The sequence below is a fragment of the Stenotrophomonas maltophilia genome (assembly GCF_039555535.1).
GTDB classification, from domain to species: Bacteria; Pseudomonadota; Gammaproteobacteria; order Xanthomonadales; family Xanthomonadaceae; genus Stenotrophomonas; species Stenotrophomonas maltophilia_Q.
Genome location: NZ_CP154630.1, coordinates 586,237 through 610,171, shown reverse-complemented (window position 1 = coordinate 610,171; position 23,935 = coordinate 586,237). Strand labels below are relative to the sequence as shown.

At 62.5% G+C, this 23,935-nt stretch carries 19 protein-coding genes; 5 read left to right on the top strand and 14 right to left on the bottom strand.

Annotation, left to right across the window (positions count from 1 at the left end; translation table 11 throughout):
* The first annotated feature begins 1 nt into the window (after position 1).
* On the top strand, positions 2-724 hold the full coding sequence (locus AASM09_RS02725) for a glycosyltransferase family 2 protein (RefSeq protein WP_049427949.1): 723 nt from the start codon (positions 2-4) through the stop codon (positions 722-724).
* A gap of 7 nt (positions 725-731) precedes the next feature.
* On the top strand, positions 732-2,381 hold the full coding sequence (locus AASM09_RS02720; protein WP_100451143.1) for a hypothetical protein: 1,650 nt from the start codon (positions 732-734) through the stop codon (positions 2,379-2,381).
* A gap of 822 nt (positions 2,382-3,203) precedes the next feature.
* On the opposite strand, the gene AASM09_RS02715 is transcribed toward AASM09_RS02720, so the two are convergent.
* From AASM09_RS02715 to AASM09_RS02650, 14 genes are all read right to left on the bottom strand, one after another.
* Positions 3,204-4,673, bottom strand: coding sequence for a glycosyltransferase (locus tag AASM09_RS02715; RefSeq protein ID WP_152906553.1), 1,470 nt, complete (start codon positions 4,671-4,673; stop codon positions 3,204-3,206).
* Positions 4,666-5,421, bottom strand: a complete 756-nt coding sequence (locus AASM09_RS02710; protein WP_049427953.1) for a glycosyltransferase family A protein — start codon at positions 5,419-5,421, stop codon at positions 4,666-4,668. Before AASM09_RS02710 ends, AASM09_RS02715 begins: the two co-directional genes overlap by 8 nt.
* 142 nt (positions 5,422-5,563) lie before the next feature.
* A complete protein-coding gene (locus tag AASM09_RS02705; protein ID WP_049427955.1) occupies positions 5,564-6,271 on the bottom strand; it encodes an NAD-dependent epimerase/dehydratase family protein in 708 nt (235 codons plus the stop codon).
* On the bottom strand, positions 6,268-7,710 hold the full coding sequence (locus AASM09_RS02700; RefSeq protein ID WP_157804765.1) for a glycosyltransferase: 1,443 nt from the start codon (positions 7,708-7,710) through the stop codon (positions 6,268-6,270). Before AASM09_RS02700 ends, AASM09_RS02705 begins: the two co-directional genes overlap by 4 nt.
* Positions 7,710-8,441 carry a glycosyltransferase family 2 protein gene (locus AASM09_RS02695; RefSeq protein ID WP_049427958.1) on the bottom strand — a complete coding sequence of 244 codons (732 nt, stop codon included), beginning with the start codon at positions 8,439-8,441 and terminating at the stop codon, positions 7,710-7,712. The genes AASM09_RS02700 and AASM09_RS02695 overlap by 1 nt, the downstream gene beginning before the upstream one ends.
* Positions 8,438-11,011 carry a hypothetical protein gene (locus AASM09_RS02690; protein ID WP_152906555.1) on the bottom strand — a complete coding sequence of 858 codons (2,574 nt, stop codon included), beginning with the start codon at positions 11,009-11,011 and terminating at the stop codon, positions 8,438-8,440. The genes AASM09_RS02695 and AASM09_RS02690 overlap by 4 nt, the downstream gene beginning before the upstream one ends.
* Positions 11,012-11,019: 8 nt before the next feature.
* Entirely contained in the window at positions 11,020-12,693 is a 1,674-nt protein-coding gene (locus AASM09_RS02685) for a class I SAM-dependent methyltransferase (protein ID WP_157804766.1), read from the bottom strand.
* Positions 12,694-12,818: 125 nt separating this feature from the next.
* The gene (locus AASM09_RS02680; RefSeq protein WP_049427961.1) at positions 12,819-14,255 is read right to left on the bottom strand and encodes an ABC transporter ATP-binding protein; all 1,437 of its coding nucleotides are present in this window, start codon (positions 14,253-14,255) and stop codon (positions 12,819-12,821) included.
* Complete coding sequence (locus AASM09_RS02675; protein ID WP_080354981.1) at positions 14,245-15,027, bottom strand: ABC transporter permease; 783 nt, start codon at positions 15,025-15,027, stop codon at positions 14,245-14,247. Before AASM09_RS02675 ends, AASM09_RS02680 begins: the two co-directional genes overlap by 11 nt.
* Positions 15,024-16,208 carry a cystathionine gamma-synthase gene (locus AASM09_RS02670; RefSeq protein WP_049427963.1) on the bottom strand — a complete coding sequence of 395 codons (1,185 nt, stop codon included), beginning with the start codon at positions 16,206-16,208 and terminating at the stop codon, positions 15,024-15,026. Before AASM09_RS02670 ends, AASM09_RS02675 begins: the two co-directional genes overlap by 4 nt.
* Positions 16,209-16,331: 123 nt before the next feature.
* Positions 16,332-17,702: a pyridoxal-phosphate dependent enzyme gene (locus AASM09_RS02665; RefSeq protein WP_049427966.1), complete on the bottom strand. Its 1,371-nt coding sequence runs from the start codon at positions 17,700-17,702 to the stop codon at positions 16,332-16,334.
* A 301-nt stretch (positions 17,703-18,003) separates the two neighbouring features.
* Positions 18,004-18,240 carry a YdcH family protein gene (locus AASM09_RS02660; protein WP_005407964.1) on the bottom strand — a complete coding sequence of 79 codons (237 nt, stop codon included), beginning with the start codon at positions 18,238-18,240 and terminating at the stop codon, positions 18,004-18,006.
* Positions 18,241-18,564: 324 nt separating this feature from the next.
* Positions 18,565-19,449 (bottom strand): hypothetical protein, encoded by an 885-nt coding sequence (locus AASM09_RS02655; RefSeq protein WP_005407962.1) that lies wholly within the window; start codon positions 19,447-19,449, stop codon positions 18,565-18,567.
* Positions 19,446-19,811 (bottom strand): DUF4398 domain-containing protein, encoded by a 366-nt coding sequence (locus AASM09_RS02650; protein WP_005407961.1) that lies wholly within the window; start codon positions 19,809-19,811, stop codon positions 19,446-19,448. Before AASM09_RS02650 ends, AASM09_RS02655 begins: the two co-directional genes overlap by 4 nt.
* Before the next feature lie 121 nt (positions 19,812-19,932).
* Here AASM09_RS02650 and AASM09_RS02645 point away from each other — a divergent pair, with 121 nt between their 5' ends.
* The 3 genes from AASM09_RS02645 (at position 19,933) to AASM09_RS02635 (ending at position 23,929) form a co-directional block, all read left to right on the top strand.
* A complete protein-coding gene (locus AASM09_RS02645; protein WP_004141526.1) occupies positions 19,933-21,060 on the top strand; it encodes a PilT/PilU family type 4a pilus ATPase in 1,128 nt (375 codons plus the stop codon).
* Between the two features lie 108 nt (positions 21,061-21,168).
* The gene (locus AASM09_RS02640) at positions 21,169-22,452 is read left to right on the top strand and encodes a putative DNA modification/repair radical SAM protein (RefSeq protein ID WP_049427967.1); all 1,284 of its coding nucleotides are present in this window, start codon (positions 21,169-21,171) and stop codon (positions 22,450-22,452) included.
* Complete coding sequence (locus AASM09_RS02635; protein WP_049427971.1) at positions 22,433-23,929, top strand: UdgX family uracil-DNA binding protein; 1,497 nt, start codon at positions 22,433-22,435, stop codon at positions 23,927-23,929. Before AASM09_RS02640 ends, AASM09_RS02635 begins: the two co-directional genes overlap by 20 nt.
* Positions 23,930-23,935: the final 6 nt, after the last annotated feature.

The following is a 23,935-nucleotide window of genomic DNA, read 5'->3' as shown; positions in this document are numbered from 1 at the left end:
CATGACGACTCTGCTGATAACCATGGCTGGGCTGGGTTCGCGCTTCGCTGCGGCCGGATACACCGTGCCGAAGTACATGATAGAAGCAAAAGGCTCCACCCTTTTCGCTTGGTCAATGATTAGCTTGAAAGGCTACATGCCCGCTCGTTGCGTCTTCGTCGTTCGGCGGGAAGACCATGCACGCGACTTCATCATCAACCAATGCAAAGCATTGGGCATCGATGATGTTGAGATCGTCGAGATCGACGGCTTGACCAATGGACAAGCAACAACGGCCCTGCTTGCCATTGATCACTGCCAGGCTAATGCACCGATTGCGATCTTCAATATAGACACACACATCTCGCCCGGCAGCATGCAGCCCCCAGGCGGGAATGTCGACGGTCATATTCCCTGCTTCTTGGCTCCCGGCACACACTGGAGCTTCGTTCGCCTGGGCGAGGACGGACTCGCGTTGGAGGTTCGCGAGAAACATCGCATTTCGGAGCTGGCGACAGTTGGACTCTATTGGTTCCGCTCTCCGGAACTGTATCGCCGCACCTACGAGCAACACTTCGGCGCAAGCGGTTCGGGGCTTGAGCGCGGAGAAGCTTACATCGCCCCCATGTACAACACGATGATCAAGCAGAACGCTCGGGTCAGCGTTTCGGTCCTGGAATTCTGCGATGTCGTCCCACTCGGAACTCCCGCCGAACTGGACGCATTCCTTTCCCTGCAGCAGTAGAAGAGCCATGTCGATCTCACAGCCGTCAGCACGCCAGCTCGGTGCAGCTGCAGTTTCTTTCGCCCTCTACCTGGCCGTAGCGTGGTCAGCGGACTGGTTTGGAATGAATGGGCGCGGCACGGAAGTGCTTTTTCTTCGCCTAGCTGGCGCTGGAACGGCGTCCATTGCGCTGCTGCTGTCTTTCCGACTTTTCCTACTCGCCGATACCGCGTCGCGACTGGTCTTCCTGGCCTGGGCCATGTGGCTCGGTGCCGCACTGGCACTGGTCTGGCCAGGAATCTTGATGTCGGATACCTATTCGGCTTACTTGTATGGACTCAACTTCCCCATCGATAGCTGGCTTGGGTTCATGACCCCGGTCGGCTATCAATTTGTCCTGCAAGTGATTCCGAAATACTGGGCGATCAGCTTGGTTCAAGTTCTCATGGCCGCGATGTTGCTAGCCTATGCCGACTGGACTGTCCGGCGCTTGGGTGGCGGACTTATCGCCAGGATCGTCCTGCATCTTCCATTGGCTGCATCGGTTGCATTCGTATCCACGAGCCTGCTGCTGAGTCGAGACGTGCCTTTCGCGATGATCCAGGTCGCACTGGCATTGGTGCTGCTCAACTACCTGCTTGATCGGCACTGGACATCTACGCGCTACATAGTCGCGCTGAGCCTGCTGTCCGCCCTGGGCCTAGTGGTCCGGACCGATGGATTGCTCCCGGCATTCATTGCCATGGCCATCGTTCTGATCAAGGTACTCCACAGTCCGCGCTCCACAGCGCTGCTGTTTTCTGCATTCGCTGCTCCATTGCTGGTCTGCAGTCTTCTGCTGCCATCGGTTCTGGGTGAATGGCAGAACCGCTGGGGATATCAACTGACATTGGCTCTTAACCCGCTCGGCCAGCTAGTACAGGGCCCCTATTACGAAAGCACGCCTGGCGCCGCTCGTACTGCCGTTGACCCCATCATTCCATATGACCGTGTCGTCGAACGATCAATTCCACAGGAGATCCCGCTGTACTGGGACCAGGCGATGAATCCCAATGCGACAGAAGAACAGAAGCAGGGCTTCCTGGCTGCGGTGACTACTTTGATTGTCGAAAACCCGGCGAAGTTCGTCTCTGCAAAGCTGATGACAGCAGGGTATGCCTCTGGCCTCGGCCCAAGGACGCTCACATTTGTCGAGGGTGACATCGCAGGGAACTGGTCAACCTTGAACGCCTCCAATCCCTACTATTCCGACGGCCGACCGATGTCGCATGTGCGCAGTCTGTTCGGGACTCTTGGGCCTTCCCGCGAATCTGTTATGGCGGCCCTAAGTTCGACCACGCAATACCAGGGTATGCACCTTAAGGGGTCGTTCCTGTGGTGGAATTTCATTCCGGAACTGGTACTGCTTCTTTTGGTGGTACTGGCCTACCGATGGGCACCCGCAAGCAGCCTGGCGGCTGTGCTGATTCTTTCCAGGATTCCAGCAATGGTACTTTTCGCTCCAGGATCGCATTTCAAGTACTACTTCACGGTCGAAATAGCCGGTTCAGTACTCCTGATTACAGCTTTTCTGGAAGCTCGCCTGCATCTGCAGGGAACCAGCTGGTCAACTCGACTGCTAACCGGAGCTCAGAGAGTTCGCAGCAACTGGTCGGCCGGGACGGCCCGAAACACTTGAATCATTTCGTGGGACTCGCCTAGGACCAAATACCGGTTGTGGGAATTGATGGAAGCCAGCGCCGGTCCGGCGCTACGGGACTCTGCGTGCGGACTGATACTCCAAGTCCGCCCTCCTAGTGACAGGCGCACGAAGCGTGCTCCTGCGGACTCGGCGTCTCCTTGAATCTGCGCCGAGACGGCGTTGGGAGCAACCCGCCGTATGGGTATCGATGCGACGCGAGAATGACGAGCACCCGATACCACCGTCGTCAATCAACGGAGCTCTATCGCCGCGGCCCCTGGGCCAGGATATTCCAGCACCGGACTACGCACTCTCACCAATCTCAATCTTGGGGAAGGCAACTGAGGCTGCTCTGAAAGCTGCTCTCCAGCTCTTCGGCGGGCGAGGCCTCGAGCAATCAGCCCCGCCCTCGCAACAGACGACGCAGAACGCGATCAGTCAAGCAGCCTGTTACGGAAGCACCACGTTCATTGCAGGCATTGCCTATCGTGGTGCTGGCGCCGATCCCGAAACTGCTTCAGCCAAGAGTCCATTGGTTTTTGTAGCTGTGGCCAGGGTGACGAAGCCGGTCTCGCCAGAGCACAGCCTCTTCGCCTGGCGCTTGAACTCTTGGGCAAGAGGCCCGATCTGAAGGATCAGCAGCGGCTACTGCGTGGCCGACTCAACGAAAACTCTGTTGAAAGATCTAGCGGACGTGGCGATCAGCCTCGAACCAGCCCGGCGTCCGGACTGCGACCGGGCGGGGCTCCAACTGCATTGCGGAAACACCCGTGAAATCGCGCCGAGAGCGCGGCCAAGCGCTCTCTTCACGTCACGATCTCAACCACGCGCCACGTGCACCGCGTTGATCTCTCTTTCCGTTCCTGCCGACGCATTTCTCTTCCGGGCAGTCAGGTAACCATCGAGGGCTTCGAGCGATGCGGTGAAGTCCTCCCAGCGGCGATTCCGGCGAAGCGATTCAAGCTGTCGCTGGACGCGCTCGCTGCGAAGTTGAGCAGAGGACTGCAGTAGTCTTAGCTGCGAAACGAATGCATCCACGTCGTCATAACGCTCGACCATATCCTCCTCTGCGAGGAAGTCCACGATCCCCCCCACCTGCGGTGCGAGGATCGGCAGTCTCGCCGCGGCTACATCGAACAGGATGGTCGGCGTCCCTTCCCACGCCGTCGTGTGCAGATAGGCAAAGTGATCAGGGGTTGCCACGTCCTCAAGCCTCTGGAATTCGCCGTGGAGAGTAACGTTGTGCAGAGACCGTAGCTGGGAGAGATCCTGCACCGCTGCGCCAGACATCACTTGTGCACCGTACACATCGAAGTGCACGTCAGGCATCCGCGTAGCGATCGCTGCCAGGATGTCCGGGCGCTTCTGCCGGTCGAGACGGCCGGCCCACAACACGCGCCTGGCACCGTCCGCAGAGATCGCCTGTCCGCACGATTCGGCCACCCGACCGTCATATGGGAACGGGATGAAGGTGAAGGAACCACGAGGAATGCCCAGCTCACGCGACCATATCTGCGGATAACGCGAGTTGTCGCAGATTACCGTGGAAAGGTGCGGGTAGCAGTAGCGCAGATAGTCACGCGCGTAACCGACCGGATTCATCCGCTGGTCGTAGTCATCGCAGAACAGCGAAGCAAACAATCGCGAGTGCTGGGTCAGCGCCAGCCCGTGGCGCAGGATTGCATCCCAACCAACACGGGAGTTCACAAGATGAACCGTCGGCGCGCGCAACTGCAGCAGTACACGCACCATTACATTGACTTGCTGGTTGAAATCCAGGGAAGCCGCAATGTTCCCGAAATCGACGCATTGGGCCTGCGCCGGCAGCCTGGAGGCCCATGGCGACGAAGCGGGCTCAGTCGTAAGAACAAGAATCCGTGCCAACGGATCGCTCTGCGCGATGGCGCTTGCGTGATAAAGGATTCCCCGATCCGCCCCACCTGGCTTCAGCCATGGCACAAGCAATGCATGCGTATACGGCTCTCCACCAATGGCATCGGATAGTGCGGCATACACCTCCCCCTGCCGGGTATCCATCGGAACCGAATAGAAGGCGTAGCGCTCCACGCCGGATCCTGGCGGCAGCAACTCTGGTTCTATCGAAGCAAGTGCACGCATCTCATCCTGCAGCCAGACCGGCATCGTAGGTGCCGATGCGATGCCATACGTTGACGCATTCGAATCTGTCGACTTTGCGGACAGCATGGCAAGCACACGGCGGACCCAGTGTGCCACCCGGCGCGTGTACCGATTGCGGACCCAGCGATTATGAGTGAGTTGATCAAACATGGCCTTGTCCTTTGCCGCGCTTGCGCCCAAGGGCAAACAGCGAGGTGCAGGGAATGACGGTTTTCAATGCGTGGCTGGCTTCGTTGAGAGAACCATGCCATTTGCGCCGGTAGAAGTAAGCCGATCCCCAGGCGAGCCGGTGGACCACTCCGCGGGCAATCGTCTCCGCATTCCAGTACCAGTCTTCGTACCCGAAGCCAGTTCGCTTCGGGTAGCAGGCCACGTAGGGAATGCTCTCGAACAGCTCGCGGGTGGAGAACGCTGCACTGATCCAGGGGTTCACAGTGAGCAATGCGTTCTCATCGTAGTAACCTCCCTCCTGATCCACCTGCCAGTTGAACGCACTGTACATGCCGAAGCTCAGGACCATCTCAGGATGCAGAACGAAGCACCCTTGCTGGCGAGCGGCCTCCTTCATGTGCACCAGGAAGTAGCCGGTGGAGACAAGATCATCACCGTCCAGAGTGCACACATAGTCTGCCCGGCACGCTGCCACACCCGCATTGCGTGCAAGTGCCGCATCCCCGAGCCGGGTCTCGACAAGAATTTCAGTCCCATCCAGATCGGGGTGCTCGGTCACGAACATGCGGGTCTGGTGGTCCGCGTTGTCCAGCACCAGGACCAGTTCAACCTCGACCCCATGCTCCCGCGCCACTTTGCGGGACAGCGCGTACGAGCGCAGCGAGGTGTGCGCAAGGATTCCTTCTCCATGGAAAGTGACGATGGCGCTCAGCGCTGGCCTGGTCATTTGCCGCTCCTGCGGCTCGACGGCACTACAGCTCGCCGCGTCCTCTTCGCATTCATTTGCGCCCCAATCTACTGAATTCTAAGCGTACTTAACGATCTTCATGATACTAGGGGACCTGTCCTGACGCGAATGGCCATTCCTCCTAGATTCGAACCCTCTTGGCGACGCCATAGTACTTCTCCACGAGCTGCTCCAGGTATCCTGGGCCAAAGTGAATACCGCAAGCCCTGGCGGCCCTAAGGCAGTCCGTGGTATCAATCGGAAACGCGGCACCGCGCTCAAGAATGCTGTAGTTCCCGCGCTTCGCGAGCGCACGTTCCATGCAATGAACAATGTCAGGCATACGGGTCGACTGGGCATCTGCGAGCGGCATCATCCGCGGGAACTGCTCGGGGTGACAGAGCACATGGGTCACCAGGGTCACCACATCTTCGACATCGATCAGATTGCGCTCAGAGCGTACCCACACCTCGAAGTGCTCACCAGACTGAATGCGTTGGCTGAGAAAATTGGTGAGCGTATGTGGATTGCCTCCTTCGCCAACCACCTGTGGAAGCCGGAACACCCTGCCACGCTCATCGGCCAGCACCCGAGACTCCATCCAAGTCTTGTGCCGCAGGTAGGGAGTCCTCGGCTCGTCCGGATTGCCAACTGCGCAGCTTCCGAAATAGACAACCCGGCGCGCTTGCGGATAAGTGAACACCTCATCCAGCAGACGCTTCTCACGATCAAATGCAGCCTGCTCCCGCTCGTCGGAGTTGGACACCCCTGCAGCAACGATCACAGTCGCCCCGTCCTGCGGCCACTTGCCGGCGAAGGCCTTGGCAACCAGGCCTCGTCCAATAATCACTGAATTCTTCCTTGCTCGATAGATATGTCAGGCGCTGCCGGCAGTTCCGGCAGGTAGAACGGTATGTCTTGCAGTGTCTTGACGAAGGTGCTCCAGTCCCGACCATCTGATAGCGAGGCGTACTGCTCGATCCGACGCTGTTCACGCAGCGCCTGATCATGTCCCAGGTCCTTCAACCTCGCCACGAATCCAGCAACGTCATCGGGATCATCAACCAACCAAGCAGCATCGAGGAGATCGCCGATCCCCCCGACTGCTGGCGCCACGATCGGCAGACCCGCGGCCGCAGCATCAAGCAGCAGTGTCGGCAATCCTTCCCATGATGTGGTGAAAAGCAGCGCCGCATGCGTGGGACGCACGATGTCGTCGAACCGTTCGAATGAACCGTTCAGGACTACGTTGGGCAATCCTCTGATCTCCTTGACTGCAGGATCCGGACGGCCCAGTTCGGATACCCCATGCACGTCGAATCCTACTGATGGCATTGACTTTGCGACCTGGAGGAGAATGTCAAGCCGCTTCTGGCGATCAAAACGCCCTGCCCAGAGTACTCGAGCAGGACCTTCGATCAGATACGGCCCCTCCTTCCGGACAACCTTCTGGTCATAAGGGAAGCGCAGCACGCTGAACAGCTGTCGAGGAACACCAAGCTCCCTGGACCAGATGTTCGGATAGACACTATTGTCGCAAAAAACCGTCACCAGGTTTGCATAGCTGTCGCGCAGGTGACTTCGGGCAAATCCGGTTGGAACCCCCTCCTCATCGCGGTCATCGCAGAACAGGGAAGCAAACAGCCCTGACTTCTGGCGCAGCGCCAGCCCGTGCTGCGCGAACGCCTGCCAGGCAACCCTTGAATTGATGTTGTGAATCACCGCCGGTTGCATCTGCAGCAACAGCCGGGTCAGAAGTTGCACGCGACCGGGCAATGCCATGCCGCCCACAATCCGGCCAAATGGGAGCACCCTGACCGCCGCTGGGACTCGCTCAAGCCAAGGAGAGGCAACGTCCTCGGTAAGAACAAGCAATGCTTTGCCTGCGGGCAGCGCCTCTGCCCAGACCCGAAGGTGATGCAGCGCCCCCCGATCAGCCCCTCCCCGCACCAACCATGGCAAGATGAGAACGTGGCTGGCTGACTGAGTGCCGACAGACTCCACCAGTTCCCGATAGATCTCGCCCGGGCGGTTGGTGAGCGGGATCGAAGCGTGGCCAAAGCGCCTGGGCTCGTCACCCTCCCTCAACAGCTCCGGCTCGATCGCCGCCAGCGCCACCATTTCCTCATGCAGCCAGTCCGGCATTGGTCTGTGCCCGCTGCCGGTATTCCGACCCACGCGTTCAATGCGTCGACCCAGCCAGACCATGATGCGGCCCAGTTCCATTCGTGGATTACGCAGCAGCTGGCGAACATCGACACGACGCGCCAAAGCGAACAGACGCCGCATCAACAATGCTCCCATCGACCGAACAGATCACTCGGTGGCAAGACGGCGCGCATGGCGGCGCTGCTCGCATTGACCGAGCCTGTGTGCTTGAGCCTGTAGAAATAGGCCGTGCGTGGCACGATCAGATGCTCGTAGCCCGCCGCCACGGTCTGGCAACTCCAATGCCAATCTTCATAGCCATATCCGGTCTTTTCTGGCCGGCAGGCGACGTAGGGGATCTGACTGAAGACTTCACGGCGCGCGAACACGGCACTTATCCAAGGATTCGCGTGGAGCAGCACGTCCGGCGAAAATGGCATGCTGCGCTGATCAAGCTGCAGACTGATTCCATTTTCCCTGCCGAAGCTGGCAACCACCTCGGCGTGAAGAACGGACCGAACTGGAGCTGCCGCAGCAAAGGCCAAGTGTCGCTGAAAGTAATCCCGGCTGATCAGGTCATCGCCATCGAGGATGCAGACAAAGGTGCTTCTGGCCTGCTCGATACCCAGGTTGCGCGCCAGCGCCGGATCTCCTGCTGAAGTGACGAGGATCAGCTCATCTCCCTCCAGGTCAGGATGCCCGCGCACAATTGCGCTGGTTTTCTCATCTGCATTGTCCAATACCAGCACGAACTTCACCTGCGATCCGGCGGCAGACGCATGCTGGCGCGACCGCATGTAGCTTCGCAGCGCAGCATATGCAAACAATCCCTCGCGATGGAAAGTCACTACGACGGTAAGTTCAGCCATCATCGCGGATGTCTCCAATCGAGCAGCTTGGTAAGCAAACGCAATGCCGTGCGTACCACGGACTTCAGCGGCATGCGTTGAAGTGCTGACGCGAGCGAGGTCATCTCTTCTGCGATGGCCTCGGCCGGGAACCGCAGCTGAGGTGAGTTGCCGATAATCAGCCCGGTTGCTGCGGCGAGATCACGCGCTGCCTCCTCCAGCTTCCGGTGTGCTGCGATCTTGTCGTCCAGTGCAGCTGATTGGCGCTGATACGCGTTGTGCACCTGCGCCAGCTCCTCCCGCCTCCGCTGGAGCTCATCCTGCAGCCCCGCCCATTCAGCTTCCGCATGCAGATGCGCAAAGCGGAATGCGGCCCGGAGGCCCACGATCTCTGCCGCCCTGGCTTCATTCTCGGACTGCGATGCCTGAAGCTCTTCGGTACGCAGTGCCAACTCCTCATGCAGCCGGTAGTACTGCTGCTCCAACCAGTCTTTGCCTTCTTGCAGCTGGCGCTGCCACGTCAGGCGCTGGTCGAGCTCAAGACTCAGACTCTGGTACTGGGCATCCAGCCAGTTTTTCGCAGACGAGAGCTCTTCGTGCTGCGCCATCAGTCGCCTTAGCTCGGTGGCGAGACGTGCAGTGTGCCCGTCCAGCCATGCCTTTCCTTCCTGCAGCGTTTCACTTTCGATTCGATGCCTCTGAAGATCCGAACGCAGTTCGTCCATATCTTGAGCGAGCACAAGCAACTGTGACTCGAGTACGCGCTCCCCCCCCTCCCGCCGCTCCAACTCGGCGTTGAGGTGGCGGTACTGACCGTCGAGCCAGTCCTTGGCAACCTGCAATTTGCCAATCCACTCCTGTTGAAGCCGCAGTTCCGTGCGCGCCTCCTGCAATTGTGCTTTCCAGGTATGGTTTCCCCCTTGCCAAGCAATCCCCGGCCGCAGTGGAGACTCAGCAGTTACCCGCAACGCAGTCGCCAGGCCACCGGCTTCATCCATGACCACGGCCAATTCCGGCATCGAGAATGTCTCCGGCGCCGCAGGATCAGCCACGACTTCGGACCAGTCCGCCTGAGCGGACAGCCGCCGCGCCTCGTCCAGACCGCGGGACCATGCCATGCGCGCAGCATCGACGTTGCCTTGGCCGAACCTGATCCAGCCCAACCTTGCGGCGGCGGCGGTGGTCTTGGTACCCAGCAGCGGGCTGAAGGCCAGCACATCGAATGCCAGGACACGCTGATAGAGCTCAGCCGCCTCTTCCAGCCTGCCATCGGCCTGGTAGAGCTGAGCGGCGGCAAAGGCGAGGGAAACCTGCCAGCGCAGCACCGTAGGATTGGCAGCCGGCTCGGTGATGTAGTGCCAGACGGCAGCGAGCAACACCTCACGCTTGTCTCCGGCGGCTGCTTCCGCGTCATAGAGCAGTACGCACAGGGCAGCACCGTGATCGGCGGAAGTCGGTGACGACGAGTCGAGTACGCTGCGGGCAAGCTGCCGGCGTAGCACCGGTGATTCGATCCGCTCCCCCATGGAAACGATCAAGCGGACAACGCTTGCGTCCTGATAGTCGCGATGGAATGCGATGATGTTGGGAACCTGCGCGGAAGGGTCCTGCGTGACCCCTCGCCCGCCAGTTTTCACCGCGAGCAGCACAATTGCGTCGGCGCTCTCCCCGCGCGCAGTGGCGAGCGGAGTCTCGCGGTCAATTTCGTGGAACTGCTCAAGACCAGTCCGGCCGGCAGTACGCTGATACCACGCGCGATCCACCACCAGCTCCAACTCTTCCAAGCAAGTCACCAAATGTGACAGCGGATCGAGTCCATGCGCCAACGGCACGCGCAGGACAAGCCGCCCGCTTCGCCGCAGTGGAGCATGTGCATTCCGCAGCAGCCCGTGCCAGTCCGCGGCATCGACGGCCATCTGCGTGATCACCACATCCAGCAAATCGGAGAACTCCGGCCAGCGCGCAGGGTTGATCCATTCGAGGCCGGGCTGCGACGGGGCGGGTGGTCGCGATGCCAGCACGCCCAACCAGCGGCAGCGTGATTGCTGCTGCACGATCCGCCATACGCCGTCCCCAGCGGCTTCGGTCGCCATGACTGCATCACCAGGACGTACGAGGGCGGCCGCTAAACCGTGAAAGCTGGCATGCGGAATCGTATCGGCGGAGGTCGATCTGACCCCGCTCCGAGCAAGCACCAACAAGGCAGCGCTGCCAAGAACGCCAGGCATGGTGAAGATCGCGGGGTGAAGATCCCATCCACGCTCACAGGCTTGCTCCCGCCAGGCGGGCACGTCTGCGCCTGCACCGCCCACCAGCACCAACGTGGAAACGTCAGATCCGAGCGCCTCGGACCGCAATGCATCGGTCTGCGCCCAAGCGACCATCCATTCCGGGCGCTCGCCATCCGCCTCAATCTGAGTCGTGGAAACTTCGCAGCCTGCCCTGCGCAACGGCGCGGTCAGCATCGTCATCTCGGCGCCGAACAGGACTACCCGGCCCGGCCCGCAGATCCGCAGACAGAATTCCGCCAATCCGTCGGGTAACAGAGTAGTCGCCGGCTGCGCGGAGGACATTGATGAATCTGGCGCGCTCATGGCGATTGCTACCTGCTATCGCCGGACGCAGCAGCAGACGCTTGTCCGAGGCGCTGTACCTCTGCCGTCAGTGAGTGGTACTGCGCGTCCAGCCATCTGCGAGCAGCCTCGAGTTCGACGTTGTACTGCTCCAGTTCGGCAATATGCTTCTGCTGCTCGTGGTACTTGCCATCAAGCCATCGCTTGGCATCCACAAGCTGCTGTACATCGCCAGCACTCAGGCTCGACTGCCCATTGCCATCCCCGATGCCCGCGGACACGGCGCGATCATCGTTGTCGCCCAGCAATGCGGGCTCCGGGCCGAGCAGATCGCAGATGATCGGGGCTCGGATCCGAATCAGAAGTTTCAATCGAGCAAAGCGTAGATGCGTTGGCAATGCCAGCTGGGCCGCGGCAAGATGCAGAAGCGCGGCCGCCTCGGCCTCGATGGATGGCTCGACCAATGCTTCACGGGCCGCTGTCCGGCAATGCTCCCAATGCGCAGCAGCGGACTCCAGCGTCCCAGTGGTTGTCGCAAGCACAGCCGCCGCCGCACGCGAGCGGGCCTGGAGCAGCGGTTCTCCCGTTTCGAAATGGGCCTCAAGTTCATGCAATGCGGCGTCAGTTTGTCCGTTGGCGAGCATTTCGCGGAACGGACGCAGCGGATCGTCCCCCGTTTCCATTGCCGCATCGGTCTTGCGGGCGAGCACCAGCAGCCATTCACCATCGCAGCTTGGACCTGCGTGCGGATCGATCTCAAGCATGGAGCGCACCGACAGATGCCGCTTCTGGCCACCTCCGGCATCCTGCAACCACGCCCTCTCGATAACGAAACCATTCCGATGGAACTGGTTGATGAGTCGCGGCCAGTCGTATACATGGAAATGAAATGGATTCGGGTCCTCGCCAGTTTCGTCCGACCAGTCATTAGGCACGCTTGCATACAAGCGCCCTTCCGGCGAGAGCACCCGATGCAGCTCCGCCAGCAGTCGATCAGGCTCAGGAAGATGTTCCAGCGTCTCCACAGATACCGCGAAGTCCGCGGAACCATCAGCCATTCCCGACAGATCCTGCGCATCGCCGACAACGAAGCTCATCTCTACCGGGGCATCAGGGGCAAAACAGGTACTGGCGTAGTCCACCGCATAGTCACTGGCATCAAGTCCAATGAACGAGGCCGCCTGGCTATTGTGGGCAAGCTGGTAGGAGCCGTACCCCAAGCCGCATGCGACGTCGATGACGCGATCCCCAGGTCGAATGAACTGCGCAGCCTGTGCATAGCGGGCCATGTGCGCATCGGATCGTCGCCCAGCCTCGCGAGTCATGTCCGTATGCAGATCGCGCTCTTCCACAAGCGCGCTCAGAGGATAGGCAGCAATGGCTGCGTCGGGCACGCGTTCGAACGCCATCAACAGCAACCCATTGACACGATCCAACTCACCGTATGGCGCTACGCGCTCGTTCTGCGGATGTTTGCGCCACTCTTGGCGGATGGCCGCTGCCTCCCACTGGGCACGCGCTACGTTGGTTGCCGCCCCCCCCCCGACCAGAAGGCATACGGGTATACGGATATCCGCCAGCAATGACTGCAGGCACTCATCGGCGGAGCCAACATCTGCATGATCAACAACGAGGACCGCAGACGCTGCGCCTTCCACTCCATCAAGCACCTCATATCCGCACTGCCGCAGGCCGCGCGCCAATGCCGGCTCGGAATTTCCGAGCAGCGCAACCGGACCCGCAGCCAACCAGTCATACAGTCTTCGAACTCCGACGCGCAACGCCGCGGGGGACAACGCGGAACGGGGAACATTCGTGCTTGTTTGCATCACAGTTTCTCCGTATTTCGCTGAATTCCGGCCACTTCCGCGTGCATGCGGAGATCGCAGACACCACCGAATGTGTATTCCTTCTGCCTCATGCCCACTTGGAAGAAGGCCGCCTCGTCACGCCAATGCAGCATGCGCTGTGCTCCGCCAAATTGCTCGATTTCTTCTGAAACAGAAACCTGGACTTCATAGAAGTTCATGCCAAGGGCGCAATCGAAGGTAAACCGCACCACGAAAGGAACGTCCGCCGGGAACATCATGTTCCACACCCCTGAATCATCCCGTCCGCGCTCGGCCCACGCATTAACATCCTGGTTCAAAGTACCCCACGAGTAGAGCTTCACCCCTTCCTTGTTGCGAAGCCGGACATTGATGTTGAGTCGGTCCATGTCACGCTTCGGGCGCCCGGTCACTTCAATGACCACCTTGTCCTGCGGCAGGAAGTAGGCGCACTCCTCGTCGCGCTGGTCGAGCACGCGCACCCGCTCGATCACGCAGTCATAGTCGCCGAAGGACAACTTGTCGCTGCGGGCACCCAAGATCGCAGAACCTTCATGGCCCTCTACGTCCGCGGCCCCTTCGCCAGCCACCTGCGCGTCAACAATTTTCTGGGCAAACTGCAGGTGCTGCGCACTGACCGACGCGTAATAGTCGCGCTCATCCTCATGCAGCTGCTTCCTGTATTCGAGGACCACGTCCGATGACGGCCCCGCAACCCGCACGGTGCCGTCCCTCAGGAGGATCGAATGATCGGTCAACGTCCTGATCGACTCCTGGTCATGGGAGACGAGGAGCAGGGTGCAACCGTTGGCTCGCAGCGCCTCCATCTGCTGGAAACAGCGCTTCTGGAAGAGCGCGTCGCCCACAGCCAGGGCCTCATCCACGATGAGGATGTCCGGCTCGACCTGGGTCTGCACTGCAAATGCCAGCCGCAGCATCATGCCGCTGGAGTAAGTGCGCACGGGCTGATCGATGAAACTGCCTATGTCGGCGAAGGCGGCAATAGCATCGAAGCGTTGCATCACCTCACGCTCCGTCAGGCCAAGAATCATGCCATTGAGCACGACATTCTCGCGCCCGGTGAAATCCGGATTGAACCCGCTTCCCAGCTCAAGCAGCGCAGCGATCCGTCCATTGACCTTGGCCTTGCCCCTTGTCGGTGCAAGTGTGCCGGCGATGATCTGCAGCAGCGTCGATTTTCCTGAACCGTTGCGACCGATGATGCCGACCGCGTCGCCCCGTTTCACTTTCAAACTGACATCACGCAGCGCCCAGAACTCACGCCCACGTTGACGCGAAGTCCACGAGCTACCAACAGGCAGAACACGCCCCAGCCGTGGCAACAGCATCTGCAGCAGTCGATCAGAAGGCTTCTCAAAAATGTTGAACACCTTGCTGACGTTCTCGATATCGATCACGAGATCTTCAGACGACATCGGCAAACGCCCTCCGGGTCCGCTGGAACCACCAGAAACCAATGAAGAAAATGGCCAATGACCAAGCGACGGCCCAGCCATAGGAAGGCCAATCCGGCAATGTGCCACTCACGATCAGCGCGCGGGTCTGCTCGACATAGACAGCCAGCGGACTCAGCCGCATCCACTTGCCGATCACATCGGGAAAAATGATCGATGGATAAAGCACAGGTGTCAGGTACTGGAGCACCCGCGCCAGCAATCCGGCAATCTGATCAACATCGCGGAAGAACACCCCGAGAGACGCGAACAGATAGGCCACGCCCATCGTAAGCATGAGCAACGGCAGAATCAGGACCGGCAGGAGGATCATCTGCCAATGGAGGCCAAAGCTGCTGAAGGCCAGGAACACCGCGAGCGCGACCGTGGCCACACCAGCGTTGTACAGCGATGACAACACCACCACGGGCGGCAGTACCTCCAACGGGAAGACTACCTTCTTGACCAGGTTGGGATTGCTGAGAACCGCCGTAGGTGCTCGCGTCAATGATTCTGCAAAGAAGTTGTAGACGATCAAGCCAATGAACAGCAACACGGCGTAGTCGACCTTGCTGTGCACTTCAATGCCTTTCCACTTGGCACTGAAGATGGTGGCGAAGATCACTGTATAGATGCCAAGCATGATCAACGGCACAAGCACGCCCCATAGCGCGCCCAGCAGCGAATGCTTGTACTTCGTCTTGATGTCGCGGCCGGCCAGGCTCAACATCAGTTCGATGCGGCGTCCCATCATACAGAGGCAACCCTCAGCGCCCGCTCCAGATCCACCTGCAGATCCCCCAGATCCTCAACACCCACGCTCAGCCGCACCAGTGCATCGCTGATGCCCAGCTGCTCGCGGCGCGCGACCGGGATCGACGCATGCGTCATCACCGCCGGGTGGTTGACCAGGCTTTCAACGCCGCCCAGCGATTCGGCCAGGGTGAACAGCTCGGTCTTCTCGCAGAAACGCTTGGCCGCCTCGAAACCGCCCTTGAGCACGATCGAGACGATGCCGCCGTACCCAGCCATCTGCTTGCCGGCCAGTTCATGCTGCGGGTGCGACGGCAGGCCCGGGTAGATCACCTTCTCCACCGCCGGGTGCTTTTCCAGCCACTGGGCCAGGGCCAGCGCGTTGGCGCAGTGGGCCTTCATGCGCAGCGGCAGGGTCTTCAGGCCGCGCAGGGCCAGGAAGCTGTCGAACGGGCCCTGCACGCCACCCACCGAGTTCTGCAGGAAGGCCATCTGCTCGGCCAGTTCGGCGTTGTCGCCAACCACCACCATGCCACCGACCATGTCCGAGTGGCCGTTGAGGTACTTGGTGGCCGAATGCAGGACCAGGTCCGCGCCCAGCTCCAGCGGGCGCTGCAGCATCGGCGAGGCGAAGGTGTTGTCGACCACCACGATCAGGCCATGGCGCTTGGCAATGGCGGCCACAGCGGCGATGTCCACGATCTTCAGCATCGGGTTGGTCGGGGTCTCGATCCACACCATCTTCGTCTTCGGCGTGATGGACGCTTCAAACGCAGCCAGGTCGGTCAGGTCGACGAAGCTGAAATCCAGCCCGGCGGTGCGGCGGCGCACGCGCTCGAACAGGCGGAAGCTGCCGCCGTAGATGTCATCCATCGCCACCACGTGGCTGCCGGCGTCCAGCAGCTCGATCACGGTCGAGCTGGCCGCCATGCCCGAAGCGAAGGCAAAACCGCGGGTGCCGCCTTCCAGCGACGCCACGCAGCGCTCGTAGGCGAAGCGGGTCGGGTTGTGGGTACGCGAGTACTCGAAGCCCTGGTGCGCGCCCGGGCTGGACTGCGCATAGGTCGAGGTGGCGTAGATCGGCGGCATCACCGCGCCGGTGCTGGGGTCGGGCGACTGGCCGCCGTGGATGGCCAGCGTGGCCAGGGCCAGGGCGCGATCCTGGGAAGTAGCGTTGGACATGTTCTTTCCTGAGGGGCGCCGAAGCTCGGCGCCGTCGAAGGTGCGGAAGTCTATCAGCGCGGCCTTAACGACCTTTGACGCGGATAAACCGGGATTCAGCAGCGAACGTCTGCGATCAACGGCTTACTGCACGCGACGGCGCAGATAGTTCAGCAGGTCGATACGGGTGATCAGGCCCAGGAAGGCATTGCCGTCCATCACGATCGCCACCTGGCCGCGGTCGAACACCGGCAGCAGCGCCTCGATCGGCGACTTCACGTCCAGCCGGTCCAGCTTGCTGACCATCGCCGTGGCGACGGTGTCGCGGAAGCGTGCTTCGTCACCATAGACATGCAGCAGCACGTCGCTTTCGTCGACGATGCCGACCAGCTGGTCACCGTCCATCACCGGCAGCTGCGACACGTCGTACAGCTTCATGCGCTGGTAAGCGGTGGTCAGCAGGTCGTTCGGTCCGATCACGACAGTGTCGCGCTGGCCATACGGGCGCAGGATCAGGTCGCGCAGGTCGCCGTGCTGCGGGCGCTCCAGGAAGCCGTTGTCCAGCATCCAGTAGTCGTTGTACATCTTCGACAGGTACTTGTTGCCGGTATCGCACACCAGCACCAGCACCTTCTTCGGCGCGGTCTGCTCCTTGCAGTACTTCAGCGCAGCGGCCAGCAGGGTGCCAGTGGACGAGCCACCGAGGATACCTTCCTTGCCCAGCAGTTCGCGCGCGGTGTGGAAGCTCTCGGCGTCGCTGATGGCATAGGCCTTCTTGACGCGGCTGAAGTCGGAGATCGACGGCAGGAAGTCCTCGCCGATGCCTTCCACCAGCCAGCTGCCCGACTTGTCGTTCAGATTGCCGTCGTTGATGTACTCGGCCAGGATCGAACCGACCGGATCGGCCAGCACCAGCTCGGTCTTCGGCGACAGCTTGGCGAACGCGCGCGACAGGCCGGTCATGGTGCCGGAGCTGCCGCAGCCGAACACGATGGCGTCGAGATCGCCGCCCATCTGCTCCAGGATCTCCGGGCCGGTACCGAATTCATGCGCGGCCGGGTTGTCCGGGTTGCCGAACTGGTTGATGAAGTAGGCACCCGGGGTCTGCTCGGCGATGGTCTTGGCCAGATCCTGGTAGTACTCCGGATGGCCCTTGGCCACGTCCGAGCGGGTCAGGCGGACTTCGGCGCCCATCGCCTTCAGGTTGAAGATCTTCTCGCGGCTCATCTTGTCGGGAACGACCAGGATCAGCTTGTAGCCCTTCTGCTGCGCGACCAGAGCCAGACCCAGGCCGGTGTTGCCGGCGGTACCTTCCACCAGGGTCGCACCCGGCTTCAGGTCGCCACGCTGCTCCGCCGCCTCGATCATTGAAAGGCCGATGCGATCCTTGATCGATCCGCCCGGGTTGGCGCTTTCGAGCTTCAGGTAGAGCTCGCAGACGCCGCTGTCCAGGCGCTGGGCCTTGACGATCGGGGTCTGGCCGATGAGTTCGAGGACGGAAGAATGAATGGGCATTCGGAGGACTTTCGGTTCGCGCCGCGGAGGGCCGGACCGGTGATTATCCGTCGGATGGCGATGAATGTCAGGTCGGCGCGGAGACGGGCCACAAGCCCGCAAAAAGAGATGCGGACGGCCCCGGATCGACGAGGAGACCGGTACCGCCCGCATCGGTGAGTGGTGCCTGCAGGCCAAGGCACCACTGCCTGTGGTGCCTTGGCGCGGCCGCCTCATCGGCGGTACCGCGATGCCGGGGCAGGAGCGCCCGGCGGGGGCCATCGATGGCCGGGTCACGCCGTTCCGGGCGTGACGGGGTGCGTCAAAGCGTGGGGGACGTCGTTGGGAGCGGTGTTTCGTACATTCGCAGAAGTCGTTGCTTGGCCAGCAGCTTCTCGCGCTTCATGCGACCCAGGGTGACATCATCGATCGGGAGTACGCCCAACTCCGCGTCCATGCACTTCTTGTTCAACTTGCGGTGCTGGTCATGGAGTGCCCTGAACTCCGGATCACGCGCGCGACGTGCGTCGATCTCGCTCTGGGGCTGATCTTCAAACATGATGGACCTCCTTCGACAGATACACGAACGCCCCGGCCACAAGGCACGGGGCGTTGTTCATGGAGGAGCGCCGGTCGATGGCCACCTGGACGCCTGCAACGACCTGCGGCACTGGCCTGCGCACGTCGATCTGCTGCGGTTCGCGCCCTGCTTGCATCGGCCCGGCCCTCCCATCGTCCGGTCCGCGGCATTGCGTCCCGGACGATTGACCCTACGCCTGCTCAAGGCGGGGTACAAGACCCCTGCGTCAAAAAGACCGAACCCCGCCGGGGCGGGGTTCAGGCTGAATGCTCATCACAACGAAAAACAAACGATATCAAGCAATTACGGGGCGATGATGACCTCGGCCGAACGTGCCTGGGTGGAGGCCGCCTTCTTTCCGGCGAGCTGGATCCGGTTGCTCGCGACCCCCGCAGCAACCAGCGCGTCACGCAGGGCCTCGGCACGCTTCTGGCCCACGCCATTGGCACTGTCGTACGCCTCGATGCGCAGGCGGCCCTTCTTGCCGATGTTCAGGTATTCGGCCAACGCCTTGGCCTGGTTGCGGGCGCCGCCGGACAGGCTGGAGGCGCCGGCGGCAAACGCATCGCCACGGAAGGTGAAGACCTCGCCGCGGCCATCGAACTTCGAGCCCGGCAGCTTCTGACCGGACACCAGCTCGGCTTCCTCGCGGGCCAGCTTGGCGGCGTTCTGCTGGGCAGCGCTGAGGCGCTGCTGCTGCTTGCCAGCCACGCTGGTCAGGGCGTTCTCGGCGTCCTGGCGGGCCAGGGTTTCGGCCTCGGCGGCCTGGCGCAGGCGTTCAGCCTCCTCGGCCTGCATCTGTGCCTGCATGCGCAGCTGTTCGGCCTCCTGGCGGGCGCGCGCGGCGTCGCGGCGGCTGGCCTCGATCAGCAGGTCGCTGCGGGTCCGCTCCAGGCGGTCGACCTCGCGGGCGGCCAGCGCGGTACGCACGGCCGTCTCGGCGATCTCCACCCGGCGCTCGGCCAGGTAGGTGGCCAGTTCCTGGTCGCGGCGCTTGGCCTTGTCCAGGGTGGCGATGGCCTGCTGGGCCTGCATGCGCTCGAAGGCGCCCAGCTCAGCGGTATCCGGGTTGGCCTGGATGGCCATCAGGCGCTGGCTCAGCTGCGCCACCATCGGGTTGTCAGCGGCCACGGCCAGCGTAGGCAGCGCCAGCAGCGCGGCCAGGGTTGCGGCAGTCATCGGCTTCACCGGCGATCCTCCCCGGTCGACAGCTGGCGTTGCAGCTGGTTGACCTCGTTGCGGCGCAGCTGCAGCTGGGCGGTCACGGTGGCTTCCTCGCTGCGCACGCGGGCCAGGTCGGCATCGGCGGCGGCACGCAGGGCCATTGCCGGGGCGTTCTTGCGCTCGCGGCGGTCGCCGGCGGCGCGCTGGGCCTGCTCCAGCCCCTGCCGGGCCAGCCCGATCAGGTCCGGGGCGTACTGGTCGGCATCGGCCTGGGTGGCCTTGTCGACCGCCTGCCGGGCCTGGGCCAGTTCCATCGCGCCATCCTGCGCCCAGGCGGGGGCAGACAGTGCGAATGCAAACGCCATCACATACAGGCTGTGGCGCATTCGTGCGAAGCTAAGTCGTTTCATTGGGGAGGCCGTACCGGTTGTCGGTTCACGGCCATTGTCGTCAAGCCGACACCGTGCTGGCAACGGGCGTCGGCCGTTTCGTTGGGGAAAATTCGCAATGGATATCGGCTACTTCCTGAAGCTGATGACCGAAAAGAACGCTTCGGACATGTTTCTGACCACCGGGGCACCGGTCTACATCAAGATCGAGGGGAAGCTCTATCCGCTGGGCAACACCGGCCTGCCGCCGGGCATGGTCAAGAAGATCGCCTACTCGCTGATGGACGAAGGCCAGGTACCGCAGTTCGAGCGCGAGCTGGAACTCAACATGGCCATCGCCCTGCCCGATGCCGGTCGTTTCCGCGTCAATGTGTTCAAGCAGCGCGGTGAAGTCGGCATGGTCATCCGCGCCATCCGCAGCCGGATTCCGAGCATCGAAGAGCTGAACCTGCCGCAGGTGCTGAAGGACGTCATCATGACCCCGCGTGGGCTGGTGCTGGTGGTGGGGTCCACCGGCTCGGGCAAGTCCACCTCGCTGGCATCGATGATCGACCACCGCAACAGCACCACCACCGGTCACATCCTCACCATCGAGGACCCGATCGAGTACCTGCACAAGCACAAGATGTCGATCGTCAACCAGCGCGAGGTCGGGCTGGACACCCATGCCTTCCACAACGCGCTGAAGAACGCGATGCGTGAAGCGCCGGACGTGATCCTGATCGGCGAGATCCTGGACGCGGAAACAATGGAGGCGGCGATCGCCTTCGCCGAGACCGGCCACCTGTGCCTGGCCACCCTGCACTCCAACAACGCCGACCAGACCATCGAGCGCATCCTCAACTTCTTCCCGGAAAGCGCGCACAAGAACGTGCTGATGAACCTGGCGCTGAACCTGCGCGCGGTGATCAGCCAGCGCCTGGTGAAGAACAAGGAAGGCCGTCGCCTGCCGGCCACCGAAGTGCTGCTCAACACGCCGATGATCCGCGACCTGCTGCGTCGCGGCCAGGTGCACGAGATCAAGGCGGCGATGGAAGCATCCCTGGAAGAGGGCATGGAGAGTTTCGACCAGTGCCTGTTCCGGCTGGCCAAGGCCGGCACCATCGAGCAGGAGGAAGCGCTGCGCGCCGCCGACTCGCGCGACGGCCTGGCGCTGAAGTTCCGCCTGTCCGAAGGCAGCAGCGGCGAGCACGATCCCTACGCGGATTTCTCTGCGGGCGCGCCAAGCATCACCCACGGGTTCTGATCCGCGCAGCTCTTTCGACACCGGTAGCGCCGGGCCATGCCCGGCGCAAGCCTGAAGGATTCAGGGCCGATCTCATCCATTGAGACCGCTCATCCGTAGGTTTCCGCAATGGAAACCATCCGCAAGCTTGCCATCCTGGCTGACGCCGCCAAGTACGATGCCTCCTGCGCCTCCAGCGGCTCGGGCAAGCGCGACTCACGCGCCAGCGGCGGCATCGGCAGCACCGAAGGCATGGGCATCTGCCACAGCTACACGCCGGATGGCCGCTGCGTATCGCTGCTGAAGATCCTGCTGACCAACTTCTGCGTCTACGACTGCGCCTATTGCGTCAATCGCGTGTCCAGCAATGTGGCCCGCGCGCGTTTCAGCGTGGACGAGGTGGTCGCGCTGACCCTGGATTTCTACAAACGCAACTACATCGAAGGCCTGTTCCTCTCCAGCGGCATCATCCGCAATGCGGACTACACGATGGAGCAGATGGTGGAGGTCGCCCGGCGCCTGCGCGAGGAACACCGCTTTGCCGGCTACATCCACCTCAAGACCATTCCCGAAGCGTCGCCGGAACTGCTGGCCAGCGCCGGGCGCTACGCCGACCGGCTGTCGATCAACGTGGAGCTGCCCACCGAAGCCGGGCTGAGCGCGCTGGCACCGGAGAAAACCGTACAGTCGATCCGCGGTGCGATGGGCGAGCTGCGCTGGCGCATCGAGGAAGCCAAGGAGGCACGCAAGGCCCCCGCCGCGGTGGCGCCGACTGCAAGCCGCGTCGCACGCCCGCGCCCTCCCCGTTTCGCCCCGGCCGGGCAGAGCACGCAGATGATCGTCGGCGCGGACGGGGCGAACGACCAGCAGATCCTGGCAAGCGCCGAGAGTCTGTACGGCAACTACCGCATGCGCCGGGTCTACTACTCCGCGTTCAGCCCGATTCCGGACGCCAGCCGGCAGCTGCCACTGCAGCCGCCACCGCTGCAGCGCGAACATCGCCTTTACCAGGCTGACTGGCTGCTGCGCTTCTACGGCTACGGCGTGGATGAGATTACCGACACCACCCAGGACGGCATGCTCGACCTGGATATCGACCCCAAGATGGCCTGGGCGATCCGCCACCCAGAACGCTTCCCCGTGGATCTCAACCGCGCGCCGAAGGAAATGCTGCTGCGCGTACCCGGGCTGGGCGTGCGCAATGCAGAGCGCGTGCTGATGGCGCGCCGGCACGGGCGCCTGCGCGTGGCGGACATCGCCCGCCTGAAGGCGCCGATGAGCAAACTGCTACCGTTCGTGCTGCTGGCCGACCACCACCCGCGCAGGGCGCTGGACGATCCGGCTGCGCTGCGCGCCCAATTGGCCCCACCGCCCCGTCAGGGATCGCTGTTCGATGCCCTACCGTCAGCCTGACACGCAGCGCTGGTCGCTGCGGGTGGACCCGCCGTGGTCGCTGGAGGCCTGGCGCAACGGCGCGCGCGATGCCCTGTTGCGCGGCATCGCACCGGAACAGCTGGACTGGCTGGAGGGCAGCGACGCATCACTGCTGGATGCGCCGGCGGTCAGCTCCGCGCCCGTGCTGGCCGATGCCGGCGTGCCGAACGTACCGCGCGACTTCCTTGAACTGGCGGCCACCTGCCTGTGCCACCGCGATATGCAGCGCATGGCCCTGTTGTACCGGCTGCTGTGGCGCATCACCCATGGCGAGCGCTCGGTGCTGTCCAATCCCGCCGATGCCGACGTGCTGCGCGCAACCGCGCTCGCCCAGGCCGTTCGCCGCGATACCCACAAGATGAAGGCGTTCGTGCGCTTCCGCGAAGTCCCCGGCCAGCCCGAGGCGTTCATCGCGTGGTTCGAACCACAGCATCACATCGTCGATCGGGTGGCGCCGTTCTTCGCGCGCCGCTTCACCGGCATGCGCTGGGCTATCCTGACACCGTCACGCAGCGTGGCATGGGATGGGCAGGCACTGGCGTTCGGCCCCGGCGCACGACGCGAGGACGCCCCGGCCGAGGATGCGCGCGAGGCCCTGTGGCAGACCTATTACGCCAGCATCTTCAATCCCGCGCGGCTCAACACCCGGATGATGATGCAGGAGATGCCGGTCAAGTACTGGCGCCACCTGCCCGAGGCGCAGCTGCTGCCGCGCCTGGTGCGCGATGCGGGCGATCGCGTGCAGGAAATGCATGACCGGCCAGCGCAGGCACCGCAGCGCAGGATTCCCATGCGTGGGGATGCTGCGTCGGCGCCCCCCGATACCGGCAGCCTTCAGACGCTGCGACAGCAGGCCAGCGCCTGCCGCCAGTGCCCGCTGTGGGAGACCGCCACGCAGGCGGTGTTCGGCCAAGGGCCGGCCAATGCGCGGGTGATGGTGATCGGCGAGCAGCCGGGTGATACCGAGGATCTGCGCGGCCAGCCGTTCGCCGGCCCGGCTGGCCAGCTGCTGGACCGTGCCCTGGCTGAGCTGGGAATCGATCGCGCCGCGCTGTACCTGACCAATGCGGTAAAGCACTTCCACCATGAGCGCCGCGGCAGGATCCGGCTGCACAAGCGTCCGGAAAGCCGCCACATCCAGGCCTGCCGGCCGTGGCTGATGGGCGAGATCGCGCGGGTGCGGCCGCAGATCATCGTCTGCCTGGGCGCAACCGCGGCAGCCTCGGTCTTTGGCCGGGATTTCAATCTGTCGCACGACCGTGGACGCTGGCATACGCTGCAGGACGGCACCCGCGGCTATGCCACCGTTCATCCGGCGTGGGTGCTCCGGCAGGGCGATGATGCCCGCCGCGAGGCCGGCTATCGGCTGTTCCGGGAGGACCTTCGGCAGATGCTGCGAGGGGATGGGGAATCCGCCGGGCATGGCCCGGCGCTTCCACGGGCCGGGGACCGGTAGCGCCTG